At 72.0% G+C, this 18,588-nt stretch carries 16 protein-coding genes; 15 read left to right on the forward strand and 1 reads right to left on the reverse strand.

The features are described from left to right. The first annotated feature begins 201 nt into the window (after positions 1–201). The 3 genes from ACFTZC_RS27605 to ACFTZC_RS27615 are packed head-to-tail and all read left to right on the forward strand — an operon-like array spanning position 202 to position 3,732. Positions 202–1,377, forward strand: a complete 1,176-nt coding sequence (locus tag ACFTZC_RS27605; protein WP_382894205.1) for a hypothetical protein — start codon at positions 202–204, stop codon at positions 1,375–1,377. Then, positions 1,374–2,954 (forward strand): substrate-binding domain-containing protein, encoded by a 1,581-nt coding sequence (locus ACFTZC_RS27610; RefSeq protein ID WP_382894207.1) that lies wholly within the window; start codon positions 1,374–1,376, stop codon positions 2,952–2,954. Before ACFTZC_RS27605 ends, ACFTZC_RS27610 begins: the two co-directional genes overlap by 4 nt. After that, entirely contained in the window at positions 2,944–3,732 is a 789-nt protein-coding gene (locus ACFTZC_RS27615) for a hypothetical protein (protein ID WP_382894209.1), read from the forward strand. Before ACFTZC_RS27610 ends, ACFTZC_RS27615 begins: the two co-directional genes overlap by 11 nt. Here ACFTZC_RS27615 and ACFTZC_RS27620 read toward each other — a convergent pair. Then, positions 3,729–4,913, reverse strand: coding sequence for a pyridoxal phosphate-dependent aminotransferase (locus ACFTZC_RS27620; protein WP_382894211.1), 1,185 nt, complete (start codon positions 4,911–4,913; stop codon positions 3,729–3,731). The genes ACFTZC_RS27615 and ACFTZC_RS27620 overlap by 4 nt on opposite strands. A 951-nt stretch (positions 4,914–5,864) precedes the next feature. Here ACFTZC_RS27620 and ACFTZC_RS27625 point away from each other — a divergent pair. From ACFTZC_RS27625 to ACFTZC_RS27680, 12 genes are all read left to right on the forward strand, one after another. Then, positions 5,865–6,401: a DUF2617 family protein gene (locus tag ACFTZC_RS27625; RefSeq protein ID WP_382894213.1), complete on the forward strand. Its 537-nt coding sequence runs from the start codon at positions 5,865–5,867 to the stop codon at positions 6,399–6,401. A 36-nt stretch (positions 6,402–6,437) separates the two neighbouring features. After that, positions 6,438–8,066: a polyamine aminopropyltransferase gene (locus ACFTZC_RS27630; RefSeq protein ID WP_382894214.1), complete on the forward strand. Its 1,629-nt coding sequence runs from the start codon at positions 6,438–6,440 to the stop codon at positions 8,064–8,066. A 136-nt stretch (positions 8,067–8,202) separates the two neighbouring features. Next, entirely contained in the window at positions 8,203–9,153 is a 951-nt protein-coding gene (locus ACFTZC_RS27635) for an SRPBCC domain-containing protein (protein WP_382894216.1), read from the forward strand. 9 nt (positions 9,154–9,162) lie between these two features. Beyond that, positions 9,163–9,984 (forward strand): aldose 1-epimerase, encoded by an 822-nt coding sequence (locus tag ACFTZC_RS27640; protein ID WP_382894218.1) that lies wholly within the window; start codon positions 9,163–9,165, stop codon positions 9,982–9,984. A 62-nt stretch (positions 9,985–10,046) separates the two neighbouring features. Beyond that, the gene (pyrE, locus tag ACFTZC_RS27645) at positions 10,047–10,583 is read left to right on the forward strand and encodes an orotate phosphoribosyltransferase (protein ID WP_382894220.1); all 537 of its coding nucleotides are present in this window, start codon (positions 10,047–10,049) and stop codon (positions 10,581–10,583) included. A gap of 232 nt (positions 10,584–10,815) precedes the next feature. Continuing rightward, positions 10,816–11,847, forward strand: coding sequence for a class II fructose-bisphosphate aldolase (fbaA, locus tag ACFTZC_RS27650; protein ID WP_382894222.1), 1,032 nt, complete (start codon positions 10,816–10,818; stop codon positions 11,845–11,847). A 143-nt stretch (positions 11,848–11,990) separates the two neighbouring features. Beyond that, positions 11,991–13,463, forward strand: coding sequence for an MFS transporter (locus ACFTZC_RS27655; RefSeq protein WP_382894224.1), 1,473 nt, complete (start codon positions 11,991–11,993; stop codon positions 13,461–13,463). Between the two features lie 52 nt (positions 13,464–13,515). Beyond that, a complete protein-coding gene (locus ACFTZC_RS27660; protein WP_365817133.1) occupies positions 13,516–13,929 on the forward strand; it encodes a DUF3151 domain-containing protein in 414 nt (137 codons plus the stop codon). 491 nt (positions 13,930–14,420) lie between these two features. After that, the gene (locus ACFTZC_RS27665) at positions 14,421–15,251 is read left to right on the forward strand and encodes a DUF3152 domain-containing protein (protein WP_382894226.1); all 831 of its coding nucleotides are present in this window, start codon (positions 14,421–14,423) and stop codon (positions 15,249–15,251) included. 197 nt (positions 15,252–15,448) lie between these two features. Beyond that, on the forward strand, positions 15,449–16,294 hold the full coding sequence (locus tag ACFTZC_RS27670) for a tryptophan 2,3-dioxygenase family protein (RefSeq protein WP_382894228.1): 846 nt from the start codon (positions 15,449–15,451) through the stop codon (positions 16,292–16,294). Between the two features lie 46 nt (positions 16,295–16,340). After that, the gene (gene kynU / locus ACFTZC_RS27675) at positions 16,341–17,606 is read left to right on the forward strand and encodes a kynureninase (RefSeq protein WP_382894363.1); all 1,266 of its coding nucleotides are present in this window, start codon (positions 16,341–16,343) and stop codon (positions 17,604–17,606) included. Positions 17,607–17,683: 77 nt separating this feature from the next. Further along, the gene (locus ACFTZC_RS27680) at positions 17,684–18,580 is read left to right on the forward strand and encodes an alpha/beta hydrolase family protein (protein ID WP_382894230.1); all 897 of its coding nucleotides are present in this window, start codon (positions 17,684–17,686) and stop codon (positions 18,578–18,580) included. The last annotated feature ends 8 nt before the right edge of the window (positions 18,581–18,588 follow it).

The following is an 18,588-nucleotide window of genomic DNA, read 5'->3' on the forward strand; positions in this document are numbered from 1 at the left end:
CGCCGGGCGCGAGGTGTCCGTCCGGCCGAGCCGCGGCGGTCATGGTGAATTCCGCCGTCATCCGTACGGAATTCATTAGTCCGCCCATGACATCGGGAATGATCCTGGCCCTCTCTCAGGCAGGAGAAACCGGTGACCGCAGAAAGACCCGGTGCGGATGAGCCACGCTTGGACGTCCAACGCCCCTCGCGACGCCTCTTCGTGCGAAGCCGCTCAGTCCGTTCGTTCGTCGCCGCGCTCGCCTTTCCCGTGGCCGGACTGATCGCGCTCACCGCCGGAGGTCATCTTCTCTTCCCGTTCGAAAGGATCACCACCCTGGAGGGCAAGATCGCCTCCAAATCGGAGTTCTTCGAGGACGGCGAGGTCCAGAGAATTTTGATGCAGCGCGGGATCAGGGTGCACATCACGAAGATGGGGTCCCGGGAGATCGCGACCACGAGTTTCGACGGTTACGACTTCGCGTTTCCGTCCGGCCAGCCCGCCGCGGAGATCATCAAGACCGGCCGCAGGGACGCGTACGCGAAGGGGCACCGGCCCTTCGTCAGCCCGATCGTCCTCGCCACCTACCGCGAATACGCCGAAACCCTCCGGGAGTACGGCCTGGCCAGGCCACGGCAGATCAGCGGCTCCGACCGCGACAGTCCGCTCTACTACACCCTCGACATGAAGGGGTTCCTCGAACTGAGTGCGCGAGGAAAGACCTGGGACCAGATCGGCATCGGAAGGAACCGTCGGACGACGAACGGCAACAGGATTCTCGCCCAGACGTCGAACATCTGCGATGCGAATCACGCCGGTACGTATCTGGGGCTGGTCGCCTTCGTCCGTAACGGAAACACCGTCCCGACGAGCGATGCGGAAGCGGATCGTGTGGCCGGGATGATCAAACCGACCCTCGTCTCCCAGGGGCTTCCCTCGGAGCAGATGTTCAAGACGTACGAGGTGCCGGAGGGAAAGGGCGTCGCCCCGATCGTGGTGGTGTACGAGCACCAGTACTTCGCCTACCAGATACGGCATCGCCAGCAGGCCGGAAAGGCCGACCCCGAGCGGGTGCTGCTCTATCCGTCGACACAGGTCCTGACCGAGCCCGAATACATCGCGCTCACCCCGAAAGGCGACCGGCTCGGGGAATTGCTCGCCACCGATGAACAACTCCAGCGCCGGGCGATGGAACTCGGCTTCCGCGTCCTCGATTCCAGCGGCAGGGCGACCAGCACCGAGCTGTACCGGTTCCTGGCGGACCGCGGTGTTCCGGCACCCGCGCCGGTGGCCAACGACACCAAGGCGACCCTGCCGAGCCTGCCGCTGCTGGAACGGATGATCAGCCGCGTCGGCGAGTGCCCGCCGCCGACGCGGAGCCCGGGGGCGTCCTCATGAGGCGGCGCCCGCGTCCCGGAGTGGTTCTCGCGCTCTGCCTGGCTCTGCTCTGCACGGCCACCGCCTGCACATCCGGCGGCGAGGAGCCCACCACCCTGCGGGTACTGGCGAGTCCGGAACTGAAGGACATGGGTCCGCTCCTCGACGAGCTCCGCCGGGACACGGGGGTCGACCTGGAGATGGAGTACGAGTCCACCGCGGACGTCGGGAACGGACTGACACCCGGCGCGTACCACCACGATCTCGCGTGGCTCTCCTCCGACCGGTACTTCCAGCTCAGGCTCAAGGAGGCCGGGACCGGGGCCGCCAAGCCGCTCGGCACCCCGACCATGTTCTCCCCGGTGGTCGTCGGCGTGAAGCCGGCCACGGCGAGGGCGCTGCGCGCGAAGGCCAGGGCCGGGCAGGTGTCCTGGGCGGACATCGCCGACGCCGCCGCCGCGGGCACGGTGCGCTTCGGCATGGCCGACCCGAAGCGCACCAACAGCGGCCTCTCCGCGCTCGTCGGCGTCGCGACCGCCGCCGCCGGGACCGGCAGCGCGCTGCGCGCCGAGGACATCTCCTGCGACCGGCTGCGCGGATTCCGTACCGGCCAGCGGATCACCGCGGAGAGCGACGCGGAGCTGCGCGAGACGTACCTCGCCCACCAGGACCGGCTCGACGCCCTGATCACCTACGAATCGGAGCTGCTCGCACTCAACGCCGGCGACCGGCTCCGCGAGAAGCTGGAGATCATCTACCCGAAGGACGGCATGGTGCTGTCCGACCACCCGCTGCTCCTGCTCGACCCGGCCAAGCGCGACGCGTACGACAAGGTGGTGGGCTGGCTGAAGAGCGCGTCGACGCAGAAGAAAATCATGGAACGCACGCTGCGCCGGCCGCTCGGCGCGGAGGTGCGCAGGGATCCCCGGCTGCGGGCGGACGTCGGCAACGCGCTCTACTTCCCGGACCGGTTGGCGGTCGTGGACCAACTGGTCGAGCAGTACGGCGATCCCCGGCCGAGCGCCCCGAATCACGTGATCTTCCTCCTCGACTTCTCCACCTCGATGCGGGGCGCGCGGGCGGCCTCACTGCGCGCGGCGTTCGCCGGGCTCAGCGGCGCGGACACCTCCGCCGCAGGGAAGTTCGTGCGGTTCTACCGGGGGGAGGAGATCACCGTCATACGGTTCGGTGGCCGCGTACTCGCCGAACGCGATGTCACCGTCGGCGGGCCGCGCGACCTGGAGTCCGTGGGCTCCTTCGTCGCGGCCGACGACTTCGACGCCTCCACCGCCGTCTGGTCCGCGCTCGACCACGCCTACCGGAAGGCGTCCGGCATCGCGCGCGACCATCCCGGACAGCACGTGTCCGTCGTCCTCATGACGGACGGTGAGAGCAATTCGGGGATCGGCCTCGGGGAGTTCGAGCGCCGCCACTCGGCACGGGCGGATACCGTCCGCTCCATCCCCACCTTTCCGCTCCGCTTCGGCGAGGCGGACCCGGCGGAACTGACCCGGGTGGCGCGTATCACCGGCGGACGCGTGGTGGACGCGGGCACCCGTTCCCTTTCCGACGCCTTCAAGGAGATCCGTGGCTGTTGACAACGCAATGTGGTGGAGCGTCTGGTGGCCGTGGGCGCTCGTATGGACGGCGACCGCCGTGAGCCTGATCATCGTCGCGGTCCTGCTGGTGGTCGTGGTGCGTCGGTACCGCAGACGCCTCGGACAGAGCTCGGGGAAGCCGACGGAGGGGATCTGCTTCTACCTCCATGACAGCGCCATCATGGACCTGTACCAGATGGGCCGCTACGAGAAGGCGCTGGAGCGGGAGGTCGAGCACCGGATCAGCGGCAGTACGGACGGATCCCTGCGGGCGCGGATCTTCGGCGTCGGCGTGAGCGGCGGCAGGAACGTCAGCCGCGAGGAGATCAGCACCTACATCGAGAGCGCGAAGCCCATCGCGGTGATCGGCATCATCGTGGACACCCTCGAACGGGCAGACGCCATCGTCCACGGCGACCTCAGAACCCGCACCATCACCTGGAACCAGGCCCTCGCCAGGACCCTGGACACGATCGACCGCCCCGGCGCCGGGGCCGAGGAGCGGGTACGGCTGCGCGACATCGAGGACTTCGTCTCCATACGGGGCCGCTTCCGCAGGGCCGCACAGACCCCCTCACGCACCGTCTTCCTCGCCCCGTACGGCGACCCCGAGGACCCGTCCCAAGGCCCCCAGGTCCGCGTCACCTGTGCCACGGACGGGCTGCGCAACGACGACAGCAACGAGGGCACATTCCCCGCGCGCTGCCTCGGCAAGGTCCGGGACTGGAATCCGGGAACCGGGGAGCTGACCGTCGAGGCCATCGCGATCTTCAGCTAGTACGGACGGGCGCCGGCCGTCCCTCCCCCAAGCCCGGTCAGGCCCCGCAGCCGGTCGGTGGCCTCCTGGAGGACGTCGGTGCGTTTGCAGAACGCGAAGCGCACGAAGGGCGCGCCTTCCTTCTGGTGGTCGTAGAAGACCGCGTTCGGGACCGCGACCACTCCGCACCGTTCCGGCAGCGCGCGGCAGAAGGCGAAGCCGTCGGTTTCGCCGAGGGGGCGGATGTCGGTGGTGACGAAGTAGGTGCCCGCCGGGCGGTAGACCTGGAAGCCGGCCGCTGCCAGGCCCGTGCAGAGCAGGTCGCGCTTGGCGCGCAGGTCGGCGCGGAGGTCGTCGAAGTAGCTCTGGGGCAGGCGCAGCGCCTCCGCGATGGCGTACTGGAACGGTCCTGAGCTGACGTACGTCAGGAACTGTTTCGCCGAGCGCACCGCCGTGACCAGCGCGGGTGGGCCCGTCACCCAGCCCACCTTCCACCCCGTGAACGAGAAGGTCTTGCCGCCGCTGCTGATTGTCAGGGTGCGTTCCCGCATGCCGGGGAGGGTCGCGATCGGTACGTGCTCGCCGTCGAGGACCAGGTGTTCGTAGACCTCGTCGGTGACGACCAGCAGATCGCGCTCCACGGCGAGTTCGGCGATCGCGGCCAGTTCGGCGGGGCTGAGGACGGTGCCCGTGGGGTTGTGGGGTGTGTTGAGGAGGAGGAGGCGGGTGCGGTCGGTGACCGCGTCGCGCAGTTCGTCGAGGTCGAGGTGGTACGCGCCGTCGTGGGGGCGCAGGGTGACCGGGACGCGGGTGGCGCCCGCCATGCCGATGCAGGCGGCGTACGAGTCGTAGTACGGCTCCAGCGCGATCACCTCGTCGCCGGGGCCGGTCAGCGCGAGCAGGGTCGCGGCGATGGCCTCGGTGGCGCCCGCCGTGACCAGGACCTCGGTGTCGGGGTCGTACGTCAGGCCGTAGCGCAGCCGCTGGTGGTCGGCGACCGCGGTGCGCAGTTCGGGGACGCCGGGGCCGGGTGGGTACTGGTTGCCGCGGCCGTCGCGCAGCGCCCGTACCGCGGCTTCCCTGACGGACTCGGGTCCGTCCGTGTCGGGGAATCCCTGGCCGAGGTTGATCGCCCCGGTGCGGGCGGCCAGGGCCGACATCTCCGCGAAGATCGTTGTGCCGCCGAGCCATTCTTTGGTCATGGCGGCCATCCTGGGCCGAACCTCTGGACTTGCTCAAGTCGGCTTTGGGCGGCGGAGGTGGGGGGGACAACCTGAGTCACGCACGTCAGTGCGAGGCCCGCCGCCGGGGGGGCGGCAGGCCTCGCTTCGGGGGAACAGCCGGGAACGGTTGGGAAGAGTGAGGACGGTGGGGCCCATGCTCGGTATGAGTGTGGTGGTGATTCTGGTCGCGGTCGCGTTCGTCGGCGTCGTGTCGAGTGTGAGCGGGCGGGACAAGCGCCGGAAGGCGAAGGCGCGTGACGCGGCGAGGGCGCGGAGCGCGGCACAGGGCAGGCGCACGGCGCAGGCCAGGCCTACGGCGCAGGGCAGGCGTACGAGGGCTTCCTCGCGGTCCCGGAAGGGCGCGAGCGGTGCGAAGCGCCGTCGGTCCGACGGCAGTTGGTGGGCCGGTGGCAGCGGGGGCGGCAGTGGCGGTGCGGGCTGTGGCGGCTCGGGTGGCGGTTGGGACTCGGGTGGCGGCTCGGATTCGGGTGGTGGCTCGGGCGGCGGCGGTGGGCATTCGTCCTGCGGCGGTGGCGGGTCCTCCTCCTGCGGTGGTGGCGGGGGCGGGGGGTGTGGCGGAGGCAGCTGACACGGGGCAGCTGGTCCGTCGCTGAACAGTTCCGCCACTGATAGGGACAGGTCCCGCGGGGGTTCGCCTCCGCGGGACCTTTCTGTCGGCACCAAATGTCGTTGATCGGCACCGGATTTGGTTGAACAGTTGAACCCCTGGGCCCCCTAGGGGATGGAAACCCCGTCAAGTTGGGTAAAAACACTGTGAGCGTCGCGTACTTCGTGATTCCCTCCCTCTTGAGAGCTTCCAGCCCTCGGGCCTGATACGGCGCCGAGCCGGCGATCTCCCCCACAAGTTCCGGAGCTCTCCGTCCGGGACGTCCCCGGTCCACCCGTCAAGCGTGTTTGCGGAGCCGACCCATGCTCACCACCCTCAATACCGCCTACACCGATACCCGCGCGGCCGATCTGGCCTGGGAGTTGGGCCGGGAGCCGGTTCCCGCCCTGGCCGTCCTGGACCTCGACCTCGCCGGTGCCGGGCTCCAGTTGCGACTGCTCGGCGCTTCCCACCAGGTGATCCTTGAGGAGCGTGGGGGTACGTGCTCCGAGACCGTCGCCTGTATGCCGGGCAGCAGTACGCCGCTGCCGCTCGGTGTGTCCAAGCGCCTCGGCGAATGGGAGTACGAATTCGCCGCGCGCGTCGAGACGCTCTCGCGCAATTCTTTCGCCGGACGCGCGCAGGAGCTGCTGGCGCTGGTCGCCGATCACCCGAACGGCTTAGCGGGGACGTTCCCCGGGGCCCCGAACGCCTTCACCGCGATGCTCGCGCAGCGCGACGAGAGCCATGTCCGGTGGCGTACCTGGCACGCGTACCCCCAGGAGGGGCGCCTGGTGGTGACCCGGACGCGTATCAGGGTCCGTATGCCTGCTGTGCGGGAAATTCAACCGTGTGGGTGACAAACCGCAATGAATTCGTGACGTAGCGTTACGGGCGTGACGCAGCAGTCCGTGTCCTCGCCGCCCCAGGGTGAGACACGGCTGCCCGTGCGCGCGGGCGCGGGGCGGTTCCTGATCCTCGCCGTCGTCTTCGTCTGTGCCGCGTGCGGACTGGTGTACGAGCTGGAGCTGGTCGCGCTCGCCTCGTATCTGATCGGGGACTCCGTCACCCAGGCGTCCGTCGTGCTGTCCGTGATGGTCTTCGCGATGGGGGTCGGCTCGCTGCTCGCGAAGCGGCTGCGCTGCCGGGCGGCCTTCGGTTTCGGGCTGCTGGAGGCGGCGCTCGCGCTGCTCGGCGGCTGCTCGGCGCTCGTGCTGTACACGAGCTTCGTGTGGGTGGGTGAGTCGCGGTACGCGCTGGTGGGCTTCTCCCTGGCCATCGGTGTGCTCATCGGCGCCGAGATCCCGCTGCTGATGACACTCATCCAGCGGTTCTCCCGGCAGGACGCGGAGGGGACGGTCGCCGACCTGTTCGCCGCGGACTACGTGGGCGCGCTCGTCGGCGGGCTCGCCTTCCCGTTCCTGCTGCTGCCCTGGCTGGGACAGCTCATGGGGGCGCTGGTGACGGGCGCGGTCAACGCGGTGGCGGGCGCCGCGCTCGTCCTGTGCCTGTTCGGGCGCGATCTGACGCGGCGGTCGCGCCGGCTGCTGGTGGCGGTCAATGTGCTGGTGCTGGCGGTGCTGGCCGCGGCGGCGGTCGGGGTCGACGACTTCGAGCGCGCGGCGCGCCGCGCGCTCTACGGCGACGAGGTGCGGATCGCCCTGCACACCGAGGTCCAGGACGTGGTGCTCACGGGCGCGCGCGAGCGGGGCGAGCCGCTGGAGCTCTATCTGGACGGGCGGCTGCGGGTCAGCGGGCGCGACGAGTTCCGGTACCACGAGGCGCTGGTGCACCCCGCGATGCGCGGGCCCCACGGGCGGGTGCTGATCCTCGGCGGGGGCGACGGACTGGCGGCGCGCGAGGTGCTGCGCTACCGGGACGTCCGCTCGGTCACCCTGGTCGAGCTGGACCCGGGCGTCGTCCGGCTCGCCCGCACGGACCCCGCGCTGGCCGCGCTGAACGGGCACGCGTACGACGACCCGCGGCTGCGGCAGGTCTCGGCGGACGCGTTCAGCTGGCTGCGGGGGGCGGCGGGCGGTGGCGCGGGAGGCGGTGGTGCGGGCGCGTACGACGTGGTCGTCTCGGACCTCCCCAACCCCGGCATCACCGCGAGCATGAAGCTCTACTCCGAGGAGTTCTACGGGCTGGCCGCGCGCGTCCTCGCCCAGGGCGGGCGGCTGGCGGTGCACGCGGGGTCGCCCACGGCCGAGCCGCGTACGTACTGGACGGTGGACGCGACCCTGCGCGCCGCCGGGTTCGGTACGACGCCGTACCGCGTCACGGGCGGCCCCTCCGGCTTCGCGGCGGGGCCCGACCGGGTGAAGGACGGCAGACCGGCGGCGCGCGACTGGGGGTTCGAGCTGGCGGCCGTGGGCGCGCGCCCCGCGCTCACGCTCGCACCGGACGCGCCGAGGCTCCGGTCACCGGCACCGGCCCTGCTGGCGGCCGGGCGGCGGGGGGTGGAGCGGACGAGGGTGGCGGGGCTTCCGGCGTCGACGCTGGTGCACCCGCGGTACGGCGGATAGCGGCGGCGACAGTGGTGGACAGTGGCGCGACAGCGGTGGATATCGGCGGGCGGCAGGGGGGGCGTTGTGTGTCGTGTGGGGTGGTGTGGGGCGAAGGGGCTGCTTCTGCGGCGACCTCTGAGTAGGCTCGGCTTCCATGGAGCATGAGGTGTTCGTTCCGGTTTCGGCAGAGACCCTTCGGCAGACGCTGCGGGACCCCGCCCGGGTCGCCCGGTGCGTACCGGGACTCCAGCAGGACGCCGACGCTTCGGCCGGGCCGCTCTCCGGGCGGCTCAAGGTCCGTATCGGCGGCCATACGATCACCTACCGCGGCGCGCTGACGCTCGCCGAGCGGGACGGGCAGGACGGGCGGTTCGAGGCCGAGGGCGCGGGCGCCGAGGCCCGGGGCACGGGCACGGCCAAGCTCACCCTCACGATCCGGCTGAGGGACGCCCCCGGCGGCGCGATCGTCACGTTCACGGGCGGCGCACGCGCGGACGGCCGGCTGGCCGAGGTGGACGCCGGGACGGTGACGAGCGCGGGGCCCCGGCTGCTGGACCGGTTCGTGGCGCGGCTGGCCGAGGAGTCCGCCCCGGAGGAGCCCGGGAGCGGCGGTGCGGCCGGGCCGGAATCCGGGGCTTCTCGCGCCGCCGCACCCGGCGCGGGCTCCGGGACGGAAGGGGAGACGGACGCCGGGACGGAAGCGGACGGGGACTCGGGCGCCGATGCCGATGTGGACGGCGACGCGGACGGCGGTGCGGACGGCGGTGCGGACGGCGACGCGGACATCGACGGTGCCGCCTCCGTCTTCGATGTCGATGTGCCGCCGTCCTCGCTCGACGGTGAGACCACCTCCGGGGAGGGCGACTTCCGTATCCCCGACGTTCCCTTCGAGGAGCCGCCCGCCGAGGCCGCGCACGCCCGGCGGACCATGATCGGCCGCAGCGCCGAGGAGGTCGACCACGCGCCGCCGCGCGGCCGGTACGCGCCGGTGCCCGCGCCCGACGCGGCCGAGGGCGGCGGCGCACTCCGCTGGATCGCCCCCGCCGCCGCACTCGCCCTCGCCTCCGCCGTGGTGGTCGGCCGCGCGCTGCGGCGGCGCAAGTAGTGTCGGAGTGTGAGTAGCAGCGAAGAGAGCATCCGACTGGCGGCGGGCGACGCCGAGTTGACCATCACCCCGGCGAACGGCTGCCGGATCAGCAGTCTGCGCATCGGCGGGACCGAAGTGCTGCGCCAAGGGGAGCGGTACGGCTGCTTCCCGATGGTGCCGTGGTGCGGCCGGATCGAGCACGGGCAGTTCCGCACCGGCGGAGTGCTCCACCAGATGCCCCTGAACTCCCCGCCGCACGCCATCCACGGCACCGGCAGGGACACGGCCTGGCGCACCGCGCGCGTGGGCGACAGCGAGGCGGCGTTCACGTACGACCTGGTGGAGCCGTGGCCGTACAGCGGGCTCGTGACGCAGGTCGTCGAACTGACCGCGGACTCGCTGACCCTCCGGCTCGGGGTGGAGACGTACGACACGTCCTTCCCGGCGCAGGCGGGCTGGCACCCGTGGTTCCTCCGCACCCTCGAAGAGAGCGGGGCCGGAGCCTCGGCCGAGGGGAGCGGGGTGAAGCTCGACTTCGCCGCCGACTGGCAGGAGGAGCGCGGCCCCGACCACCTGCCCACCGGTCGCCGGATCCCGCCGCGCCCCGGCCCCTGGGACGACTGCTTCGGGATGCCGGACGGCGTGGCCGCCACGCTGACCTGGCCCGGCCGGCTCGAACTCAAGGTGACGAGCCCCGCCGAGTGGGCCGTGATCTACGACGAACAGGCCGAAGCGGTCTGCGTCGAGCCGCAGTCGGGGCCGCCGAACGGGCTGAACACCGCGCCCCGGCTGGTCACCCCCCTGGAGCCGCTGGAGATCGTCACCACGTGGCAGTGGCGACGGCTCTGAGCGCCGGGAAGGGCGGCAGGGAGGACGGCATGATCCAAACGGCAGGCCCTAAGCTCATGGGCATGAGTGACGTACGGGCTGAGCTGCTCCAGCTGATCAAGGACAAGGCCGTGGTGCACGGCAAGGTGACCCTCTCCTCGGGGCAGGAGGCCGACTGGTACATCGACCTGCGCCGGATCACCCTGGACGGTCATGCCGCACCGCTGGTCGGTCAGGTCATGCTGGACGCCACCGCCGAGCTGGACTTCGACTGCGTGGGCGGGCTGACGCTGGGCGCCGACCCGGTGGCGACGTCGATGCTGCACGCCTCCGCCGCGCGCGGGCAGCGGCTCGACGCGTTCGTCGTCCGCAAGGCGCAGAAGGCGCACGGCCTCCAGCGCCGGATCGAGGGCACGGACGTCAAGGGCCGGCGCTGCCTCGTGGTCGAGGACACCTCCACCACGGGCGGCTCGCCCCTGACGGCCGTCGAGGCGGTACGGGAGGCCGGCGGCGAGGTCGTCGCGGTCGCCGTCATCGTGGAGCGCGGCGCGGCCCCGGCCGTCGCGGCGGCCGGGCTGCCGTACGTCAACGTCTACGGACTCGCCGAGCTGGGGCTCTGACCCGCCTCTCCGACCCGCCGCTCCCGCCCGTCCCTCCGACCCGCCGCTCCCACCTGGGGATTTCCGCCGGTGACGGTGGCCGTCGGCCGTTTCACGTGAAACGGCCGACAGGGGTGCGCGCGGCACTCGCCGTGGACGTCGCGGGAGAGTCTGGAAAGATGGGGCCGACGACGATGTCGCCCCCAGGTCAGGGACAAGCACCTCACACCCGCACATCACAAGGAGCGGCCCGATGCCCATCGCAACCCCCGAGGTCTACGCCGAGATGCTGGACCGGGCGAAGGCAGGCAAGTTCGCCTACCCGGCCATCAATGTGACCTCGTCCCAGACCCTGCACGCCGCGCTGCGCGGCTTCGCCGAGGCCGAGAGCGACGGCATCATCCAGATGTCGACCGGTGGTGCCGAGTTCCTGGGCGGCCAGTACAACAAGGACATGGTGACCGGTGCGGTCGCCCTCGCCGAGTTCGCGCACATCGTCGCCGCCAAGTACGACATCACCGTCGCGCTCCACACCGACCACTGCCCCAAGGACAAGCTCGACGGCTATGTCCGTCCGCTGCTCGACATCTCCGCCGAGCGCGTGAAGGCCGGCCGTAACCCGCTCTTCCAGTCGCACATGTGGGACGGCTCCGCCGAGACCCTCGCGGACAACCTGGCCATCGGTGAGGAACTGCTCGCCAAGGCCGCCGCCGCCAAGATCATCCTTGAGGTCGAGATCACCCCGACCGGCGGCGAGGAGGACGGCGTCAGCCACGAGATCAACGACGAGCTGTACACGACCGTCGAGGACGCCCTGCGGACCGCCGAGGCACTGGGCCTGGGCGAGAAGGGCCGCTACCTGCTGGCCGCGTCCTTCGGCAATGTCCACGGCGTCTACAAGCCGGGCAATGTCGTGCTCCGTCCCGAGCTGCTCAAGGACCTCCAGGACGGCGTCGGCGCCAAGTACGGCAAGGCCGCCGGCAGCCAGCCGTTCGACTTCGTCTTCCACGGCGGCTCCGGCTCCACGGCCGAGGAGATCGCCACCGCGCTGGAGAACGGCGTGGTGAAGATGAACCTCGACACCGACACGCAGTACGCCTTCACCCGGCCCGTCGCGGACCACATGCTGCGCAACTACGACGGTGTGCTGAAGGTCGACGGCGAGGTCGGTTCCAAGAAGACGTACGACCCGCGCACCTGGGGCAAGCTGGCCGAGGCCGGCATGGCCAAGCGCGTCACCGAGGCGTGCGGGGCGCTGCGCTCCACGGGCACCAAGCTCAAGTAGTCCGTGCGTCGGGCCCGGCACCGTTTCCACGGTGCCGGGCCCGACGTGCGTGCGGCGTGCGGGACGCCGGACGCGGCGTGCGGCCTGTGGCGTACGGCGGGTGCCGGGTCGCCTTCCGCGAGTGGTGCGGGGATGATCCCCGTATGGACATCAGGCTGTCCTCGGCCCGGGGACGCTGGGTCATTCTGACGACGGTGCTCGGCTCGACCATGGCCCTGCTCGACTCCACCGTCGTCAATGTCGCGCTGCCGCACATCGGGGACTCCCTCAACGCGGATCTCGCGGCGCTCCAGTGGACCGTCAACGCGTACATGGTCACCCTGGCCGGGCTGATCCTGCTCGGCGGGTCGCTCGGGGACCGGTACGGGCGGCGCCGCGTCTTCGTCATCGGTGTGGTGTGGTTCGCGCTCGGGTCGCTGCTGTGCGGGATCGCGCCGAACGCGGGCATCCTGATCGCGGCACGCGCCCTCCAGGGCGTGGGCGGCGCGCTGCTCGTCCCGGGCTCGCTCGCGATCATCCAGGCGAGCTTCCACCCGGACGACCGGGCGCGGGCCGTCGGTGTGTGGTCGGGGCTCGGCGGCGTGGGGGCGGCGGTCGGGCCGTTCCTCGGCGGCTGGCTGGTGGACGGTCCCGGCTGGCGCTGGGTGTTCCTGATCAATGTGCCGCTGGCGGCCGTGTGCGTACCGGTGGCGCTGCGCCACGTACCGGAGACCCGGGACCCGGCGGCGCACGGGAAGTTCGATGTGCTGGGCGCGGTGCTCGGCGCGGCGGCGCTGGCGCTGGTCACATACGCGCTCATCGCGAGGACCGTCTGGCCGGGCGTGGCGGGGGTGCTGGTCGCGATCGCCTTCGTACGGACCGAACGGCGCCGGGCCGATCCGATGCTGCCGCTGTCGATCTTCAGGTCCCGGCTGTTCACCTCGGTGAACGTGGTGACGCTGTGCGTGTACGCGGCGTTCGGCGGCTTCTTCTTCCTCTCCGCGCTCCAGCTCCAGGTCGTCGCCGGGTATTCGGCGCTGCGCGCGGGTGCCGCCCTGCTGCCGACGACGGTGCTGATGCTGCTGCTCTCCGCGCGCTCCGGAGCGCTGGCCCAGCGGATCGGGCCCCGGCTGCCGCTCACGGTGGGGCCGCTGCTGTGTGCCGTGGGCATGCTGCTGATGCTCCGCGTGGGCCCGGGGGCCGGCTACCTGACGGATGTGCTGCCCGCAGTGGCGGTGCTGGGGATGGGCATGGTGACGCTGGTCGCGCCGCTGACGGCGACGGTCCTCGCCTCGGTCGATGTCGCGCGGGCCGGGCTGGCCAGTGGCATCAACAACGCGGCGGCCCGCGCGGCGGGGCTGATCGCGGTGGCCGCGCTGCCGCTGCTGGCGGGCATGGGGCCGGAGGCGTACCGGTCGGCGACGGAGTTCGACGCCACGTTCCGGCGGGCGATGCCGATGCTCGCGGGGGTGCTGGTGGCGGGCGCGCTGATCGCCTGGGCGACGGTACGGTCCCCGGCGCGGGAGGCGGCCGGGCGGCGCCCGGAGCCCGAGTGCCGGGTCAACTGCGGGCTGACGCCGCCGCTGGAGGCGCGCCGGTCGGGGGGCCTGCCGGAGGAGCGGGGCGGGGCGGGCTGAGGTGAGCTGTTCCGGTGGTCGCGGGGGGTGGGGAGCAAGGCAGACTGTAGGCATGGGTATCCACGAAAACCTTCTGGGGGGACCGCCCCCCACCGAACTGCCCGACGATCCCGAGCCGCGTGAGCTGCTCGCGAACGGTACGCCGCCCGCCGATGTCGCCGCGAAGTACCCGACCTCCTCGCTGGCCTGGGCGCAGCTCGCCGACAGCGCGTACGAGGGCGGGCGGGTCGTCGAGTCCTACGCGTACGCCAGGACCGGCTACCACCGCGGGCTCGACGCGCTGCGGCGCAGCGGCTGGAAGGGCCACGGCCCGGTGCCGTGGGAGCACGAGCCGAACCGCGGCTTCCTGCGCGCCCTGCACGCCCTCGCGCGCGCCGCGCAGGCGATCGGCGAGGAGGCGGAGTACGAGCGCTGCGCGACGTTCCTGCGGGACTCCTCGCCGCTCGCCGCGGACACCCTCGGCTGAGAGCGACCGCACACCGCGTGACGACGGCTGCCGGTACCGACGGTGCCGACCGTGCCGACGGTGCCGACCGTGCCGACCACGGATGACCTGCCCGAACATCTCCGGAAGAGGTTGCTGCGGATGAGGCCGGGTGAGCGCGGACTGAGTCGGAGCGGGCCGCGCCGCGTATCTCAGGGTGGCGGTATCACTGCCGAGGTGATCTTTTCGAGCCACGTCGTGTCCTGAAAGCCGCGATCAGTGTTTCGGGGAGGAACCCTTCGAAGGCCCCGCCCGTCTCTCAGGGCGTGGGCCTTCGTATAAGTGAGCGAATGCCGCCACCGGCATGCCTCAACCGGCATCGGCCGTGACCGGGTTCGATCAGGGAGACACACGTTTTGGGCAAGCGCGCCGCCACCCGTCCGGTACGCCGTAGAGCGTCCGCCCCTGGTGGCGGCGGTGGCCGAGGCCCCCGCGGCCGCAGGGGCGGGCGCCCCCGGTTCGGCCCCCTGGCGGTGGCCGGGCTCGGCCTCGCCGTCGTGATCATCGGTGGTGTCGTCGTCGCCTCCTGGCCCGGCCCTCCGGCGGAGGCGGACCCTCAGGGAGGGGGCGCCAAGGGCGCCGCCTCGCAGCCGGCCTCCTCCCCGGGCGGGGAGGCGGAGGCGGAGGCCGGACGGAAGCCGGCCCCTGACGACCCGGAGGCCTCGCCGTCCGACGCCCCGTCCAAGTCCTCCAAGTCCCCCGGGCCCTCCGAGTCCGCCAAGGAGCCGAAGACCCCGGAGGTCCCCGCCTCCGGTCCGGGTACGTTCACCACCGCCCAGTCGCAGGGCGAGCCGGTCGGCTCCGGGCCGCTGCGCCGCTACCGCGTGCAGGTGGAGGACGGGATAGACATCTCCGCCGCCGACGCGGCGACCGAGATCGAGGAGATCCTCGCCCACTCCCGCGGCTGGGCCGCGCACGGCCGGGGCACCTTCCAGCTCGTCTCGTCCAACGCCGACTTCGTCGTCCGCATAGCCACCCCGGCCACGGCGGACCGGCTCTGCCTCGCCCAGGGGCTGGACACCCACGGTGAGCTGAACTGCGAGACCACCGAGGGCGTCGTGGTCAATCTGCGCCGCTGGATGCTGGGCTCCCCGACGTTCGACGGACCGGCCTCCGAGTACCGGCACCTCATCATCAACCACGAGGTCGGCCATGAGATCGGCCTCCGCAACCATCTGGGGTGCGCCGGGCCCGGCGAGCTCGCGCCGGTGATGATGCAGCAGATCAAGGGGCTCGACGGCTGCCGGTCCAACCCCTGGCCGTACGACGAGGACGGCGCGTACGTCGACGGCCCGACCGTCTGAGTCCCGACGGCCCGACCCTCTGAGTCCCGACGGCCCGGCCTTCCGAGTCTCGACGGCCCGGCTCGCCGAATTCCGGGGGCCGCTTGCCCGGGCCGGGCTCCGATGACCCGGATTATGATGCCGGGAGGGGACCGGAGCTCCGTAGCCACCCACGGAAAGGGGCGGACCGCTACCCGGCACTTGTCGAGGAGACAGAGATGTCGTACACCCCTGACGCCCCTGGAGCCGGTTCGGACGCCCCGAATCTGGACTTCGCGGGGACGACCCCGTACGAGGACTACGTCCAGGCCGACGTTCTCACCCACTTGCAGCACCCCCGCTCCGACGACCCCGGCGAGATGGTCTTCCTCGTCACCACCCAGGTCATGGAGTTGTGGTTCACCGTCATCGTCCACGAGTGGGAGACCGCCTCCCGCGCGCTGCGCGAGGACCGTACGAAGGCCGCGATCGACGCGCTCGGGCGCTCGGCCCGCGAACTGGAGGCGCTCAACGCCTCCTGGCAGCCGCTCGCCCGGCTGACCCCCGCGCAGTTCAACGCGTACCGCGGCGCGCTCGGCGAGGGCTCCGGCTTCCAGTCCGCGATGTACCGGCGCATGGAGTTCCTGCTCGGTGAGAAGTCCGCGTCGATGCTCGTCCCGCACCGGGGCGCGCCGCGCGTCCACGCCGAGCTGGAGAAGGCGCTCCAGCAGCCGAGCCTGTACGACGAGGTGCTGCGGCTCCTCGCCCGGCGCGGGCTGCCGGTGCCGGACGCGGTGCTCGGCCGCGATCTCGCGCTGCGGTACGAACCGGTGCCCGAGGTCGAGGAGATCTGGACCGGGGTCTACGGCGACCCGGACGGGAACGCCGAACTCGTCCGGCTCGGCGAGGCGCTGACCGATGTGGCCGAGCTGGTGTGGCGCTGGCGCAACGACCACCTGGTGGCGACCCGGCGCGCGATGGGCTCCAAGACCGGCACGGGCGGCTCCGCGGGCGTCGCGTGGCTGGAGAAACGGGCCACCAAGAACGTGTTCCCCGAGCTGTGGACGGCGCGCAGCCATGTCTGAGCCGCTGAAGACGTCCGGGCCGGCATCGGGGGCGAGGTCGGGCGCCATGCCGGACCTGGTCGCCCGGGCCGCCGTGCTCGACGCCGCCGACGGACTCGCCCCGCTGCGCGGGCTGTTCGCCCTCAACGAGGGATCCGTCTATCTCGACGGGAACTCGCTGGGCGCGCTGCCCCGCCATGTCCCGGAGCGGATCCGCGATGTGATGACCCGCCAATGGGGTGAGCTGGGCATTCGCTCCTGGACCGAGGGCGGCTGGTGGACCGCGCCCGAGCGGATCGGCGACCGGATAGCCCCGCTCGTCGGCGCCGGTCCCGGGCAGATCGTGGTCGGGGACTCCACCAGCGTCAATGTCTTCAAGGCGGTGGTGGCCGCCGTACGCCTCGCCGACGGGGACGGGGGCCAGGAACGTACGGAGCGTACGGAGCTGCTGGTCGATGCCACGACCTTCCCCACGGACGGCTACATCGCGCGGTCCGCCGCCCGGATGACCGGCCGGCGGATCGTGCCGTTCGACCCGGCCGAGCCGCCCGGCGCGCTGGGGCCCCGTACCGCCGCCGTGCTCGTCAACCATGTCGACTTCCGTACGGGGCGCCTCCACGACCTGCCCGGGATCACCGCCGCCGCGCACGCGGCCGGGGCGCTCGCCGTCTGGGACCTGTGCCACAGCGCGGGCGCCCTGCCGGTCGGGCTGGACGAGCACGGCGTGGACCTCGCGGTGGGCTGCACGTACAAGTACCTGAACGGCGGGCCCGGTTCGCCGGCCTTCCTCTATGTCGCCGAGCGTCATCAGGCCCGCTTCGACTCCCCGCTGCCGGGGTGGAACGCGCACGCCGACCCGTTCGCCATGGCTCCCGGCTTCGTGGCGGCGGACGGCGCGGTACGGGGCCGGGTCGGCACCCCCGACATCCTCTCCATGCTGGCGCTGGACGCGGCGCTCGACGTCTGGGAGTCCGTACGGATGGCGGACATCCGGGCCAAGAGCCTGGCGCTGACCGACTTCTTCCTGGAGTGCGTCACGGCGTACGCCCCACCGGGCAGGGTGAGTTCACTGACCCCCGCCGCGCACGCGGAGCGCGGCAGCCAGGTCGCCCTGCGGTGCCCGGAGGCGCCCGCGGTGATGGAGGCGCTGATCGCCCGCGGGGTGGTCGGGGACCTGCGCAGGCCGGACCTGCTGCGTTTCGGCTTCACCCCGCTGTACGTGGGCTTCGCGGACGCGGAACGGGCGGCGCGGGTACTCGGTGAGGTGCTGGCCGGGGTACCGGCTGAGGCATCGGGTGAGGCATCGGGTGAGGAGCCGCCGGGTGATCGGTGACGGCCGGCGTCCCACGGGGCTGATAGCGTCCCGCTGATCAGGCCAATTCGGCCCCCGTACCGAAAGGTTGGCGCAAAATGCCGGACCCCGCCGCGCACGACGCTGTCGCTCGCGACGCCGCAGAGACCGAAGCGGTCCTCACCCGTCCGGTCGTCCGGCCCGATGCCACCGCCGCGTACGGTGAACACCCTGATCAGGTGATCGACTTCTACGCCCCCCGGGACGGTCAGGAGCGGGTGCCGCTCGTCGTCGTCCTGCACGGCGGCGCGTGGCGCGCGCCGTACGACCGGCAGCACCTCACCCCGTTCGCGGACTTCCTGGCACGGCGCGGGTACGCCGTCGCCAACGTCGAGTACCGGCGCGGGGACGCTCGTGAGGGGAACGCCGTCAAGAACGGGAGCGGTGGACCGGTGGCGGGGCGCTGGCCCGAGACGTTCGACGACGTGGCCGCCGCGCTCGACGCCCTCCCGGCGCTCGCCGAGGCCGCGCTGCCGCAGGCCGACGTGCGGCGCACGGTGGTGACGGGGCACTCCGCGGGCGGCCACCTCGCGCTCTGGGCGGCGTCCCGCCATGTGCTGCCGGAGGGCTCGCCCTGGCGGCTGGCGGAGCCGCCGCCGCTGCGCGGGGTTGTCGCGCTGGCGCCGATCGCGGACCTCGTACGCGCCGTCGAGCTGGCGGTGTGCGGCGGGGCGGTGCTTCAGCTCCTCGGCGGTGAAGCGGAGTTCAAGCTGCGCAGGGAGAGCGCGGATCCGGCCGCGCTGCTGCCGACGGGGATCGCGACGACGGTGGTGCAGGGCCGTACGGACCTCACCGTTCCGTACGAGGTCGCCGAGGCGTACGTGGAGGCGGCGGGCCGGGCCGGCGAGCTGGTCGGGCTGACGCTGCTGGAGGACGTCGGGCACTTCCCGCTGGTGGACCCGTCGGCGGACGCGTGCGCGGTGGTCGCGGAGGAGATCGCCCAGCTCGCGTGGTGAGCGGTCCC

The organism is Streptomyces sp. NPDC056987 (genome assembly GCF_042673865.1).
GTDB lineage: Bacteria > Actinomycetota > Actinomycetes > Streptomycetales > Streptomycetaceae > Streptomyces.

Bases quoted from the DNA above. Each gene is read 5' to 3' on its own strand.
- pyrE (WP_382894220.1), top strand. From the start codon at position 10,047: ATGAGTGACGTACGGGCTGAGCTGCTCCAGCTGATCAAGGACAAGGCC.
- kynU (WP_382894363.1), top strand. From the start codon at position 16,341: ATGCCGGACCTGGTCGCCCGGGCCGCCGTGCTCGACGCCGCCGACGGA.
- ACFTZC_RS27660 (WP_365817133.1), top strand. From the start codon at position 13,516: ATGGGTATCCACGAAAACCTTCTGGGGGGACCGCCCCCCACCGAACTG.
- fbaA (WP_382894222.1), top strand. From the start codon at position 10,816: ATGCCCATCGCAACCCCCGAGGTCTACGCCGAGATGCTGGACCGGGCG.
- ACFTZC_RS27610 (WP_382894207.1), top strand. From the start codon at position 1,374: ATGAGGCGGCGCCCGCGTCCCGGAGTGGTTCTCGCGCTCTGCCTGGCT.
- ACFTZC_RS27620 (WP_382894211.1), bottom strand. From the start codon at position 4,913: ATGACCAAAGAATGGCTCGGCGGCACAACGATCTTCGCGGAGATGTCG.
- ACFTZC_RS27635 (WP_382894216.1), top strand. From the start codon at position 8,203: ATGGAGCATGAGGTGTTCGTTCCGGTTTCGGCAGAGACCCTTCGGCAG.
- ACFTZC_RS27670 (WP_382894228.1), top strand. From the start codon at position 15,449: ATGTCGTACACCCCTGACGCCCCTGGAGCCGGTTCGGACGCCCCGAAT.
- ACFTZC_RS27680 (WP_382894230.1), top strand. From the start codon at position 17,684: ATGCCGGACCCCGCCGCGCACGACGCTGTCGCTCGCGACGCCGCAGAG.
- ACFTZC_RS27625 (WP_382894213.1), top strand. From the start codon at position 5,865: ATGCTCACCACCCTCAATACCGCCTACACCGATACCCGCGCGGCCGAT.
- ACFTZC_RS27655 (WP_382894224.1), top strand. From the start codon at position 11,991: ATGGACATCAGGCTGTCCTCGGCCCGGGGACGCTGGGTCATTCTGACG.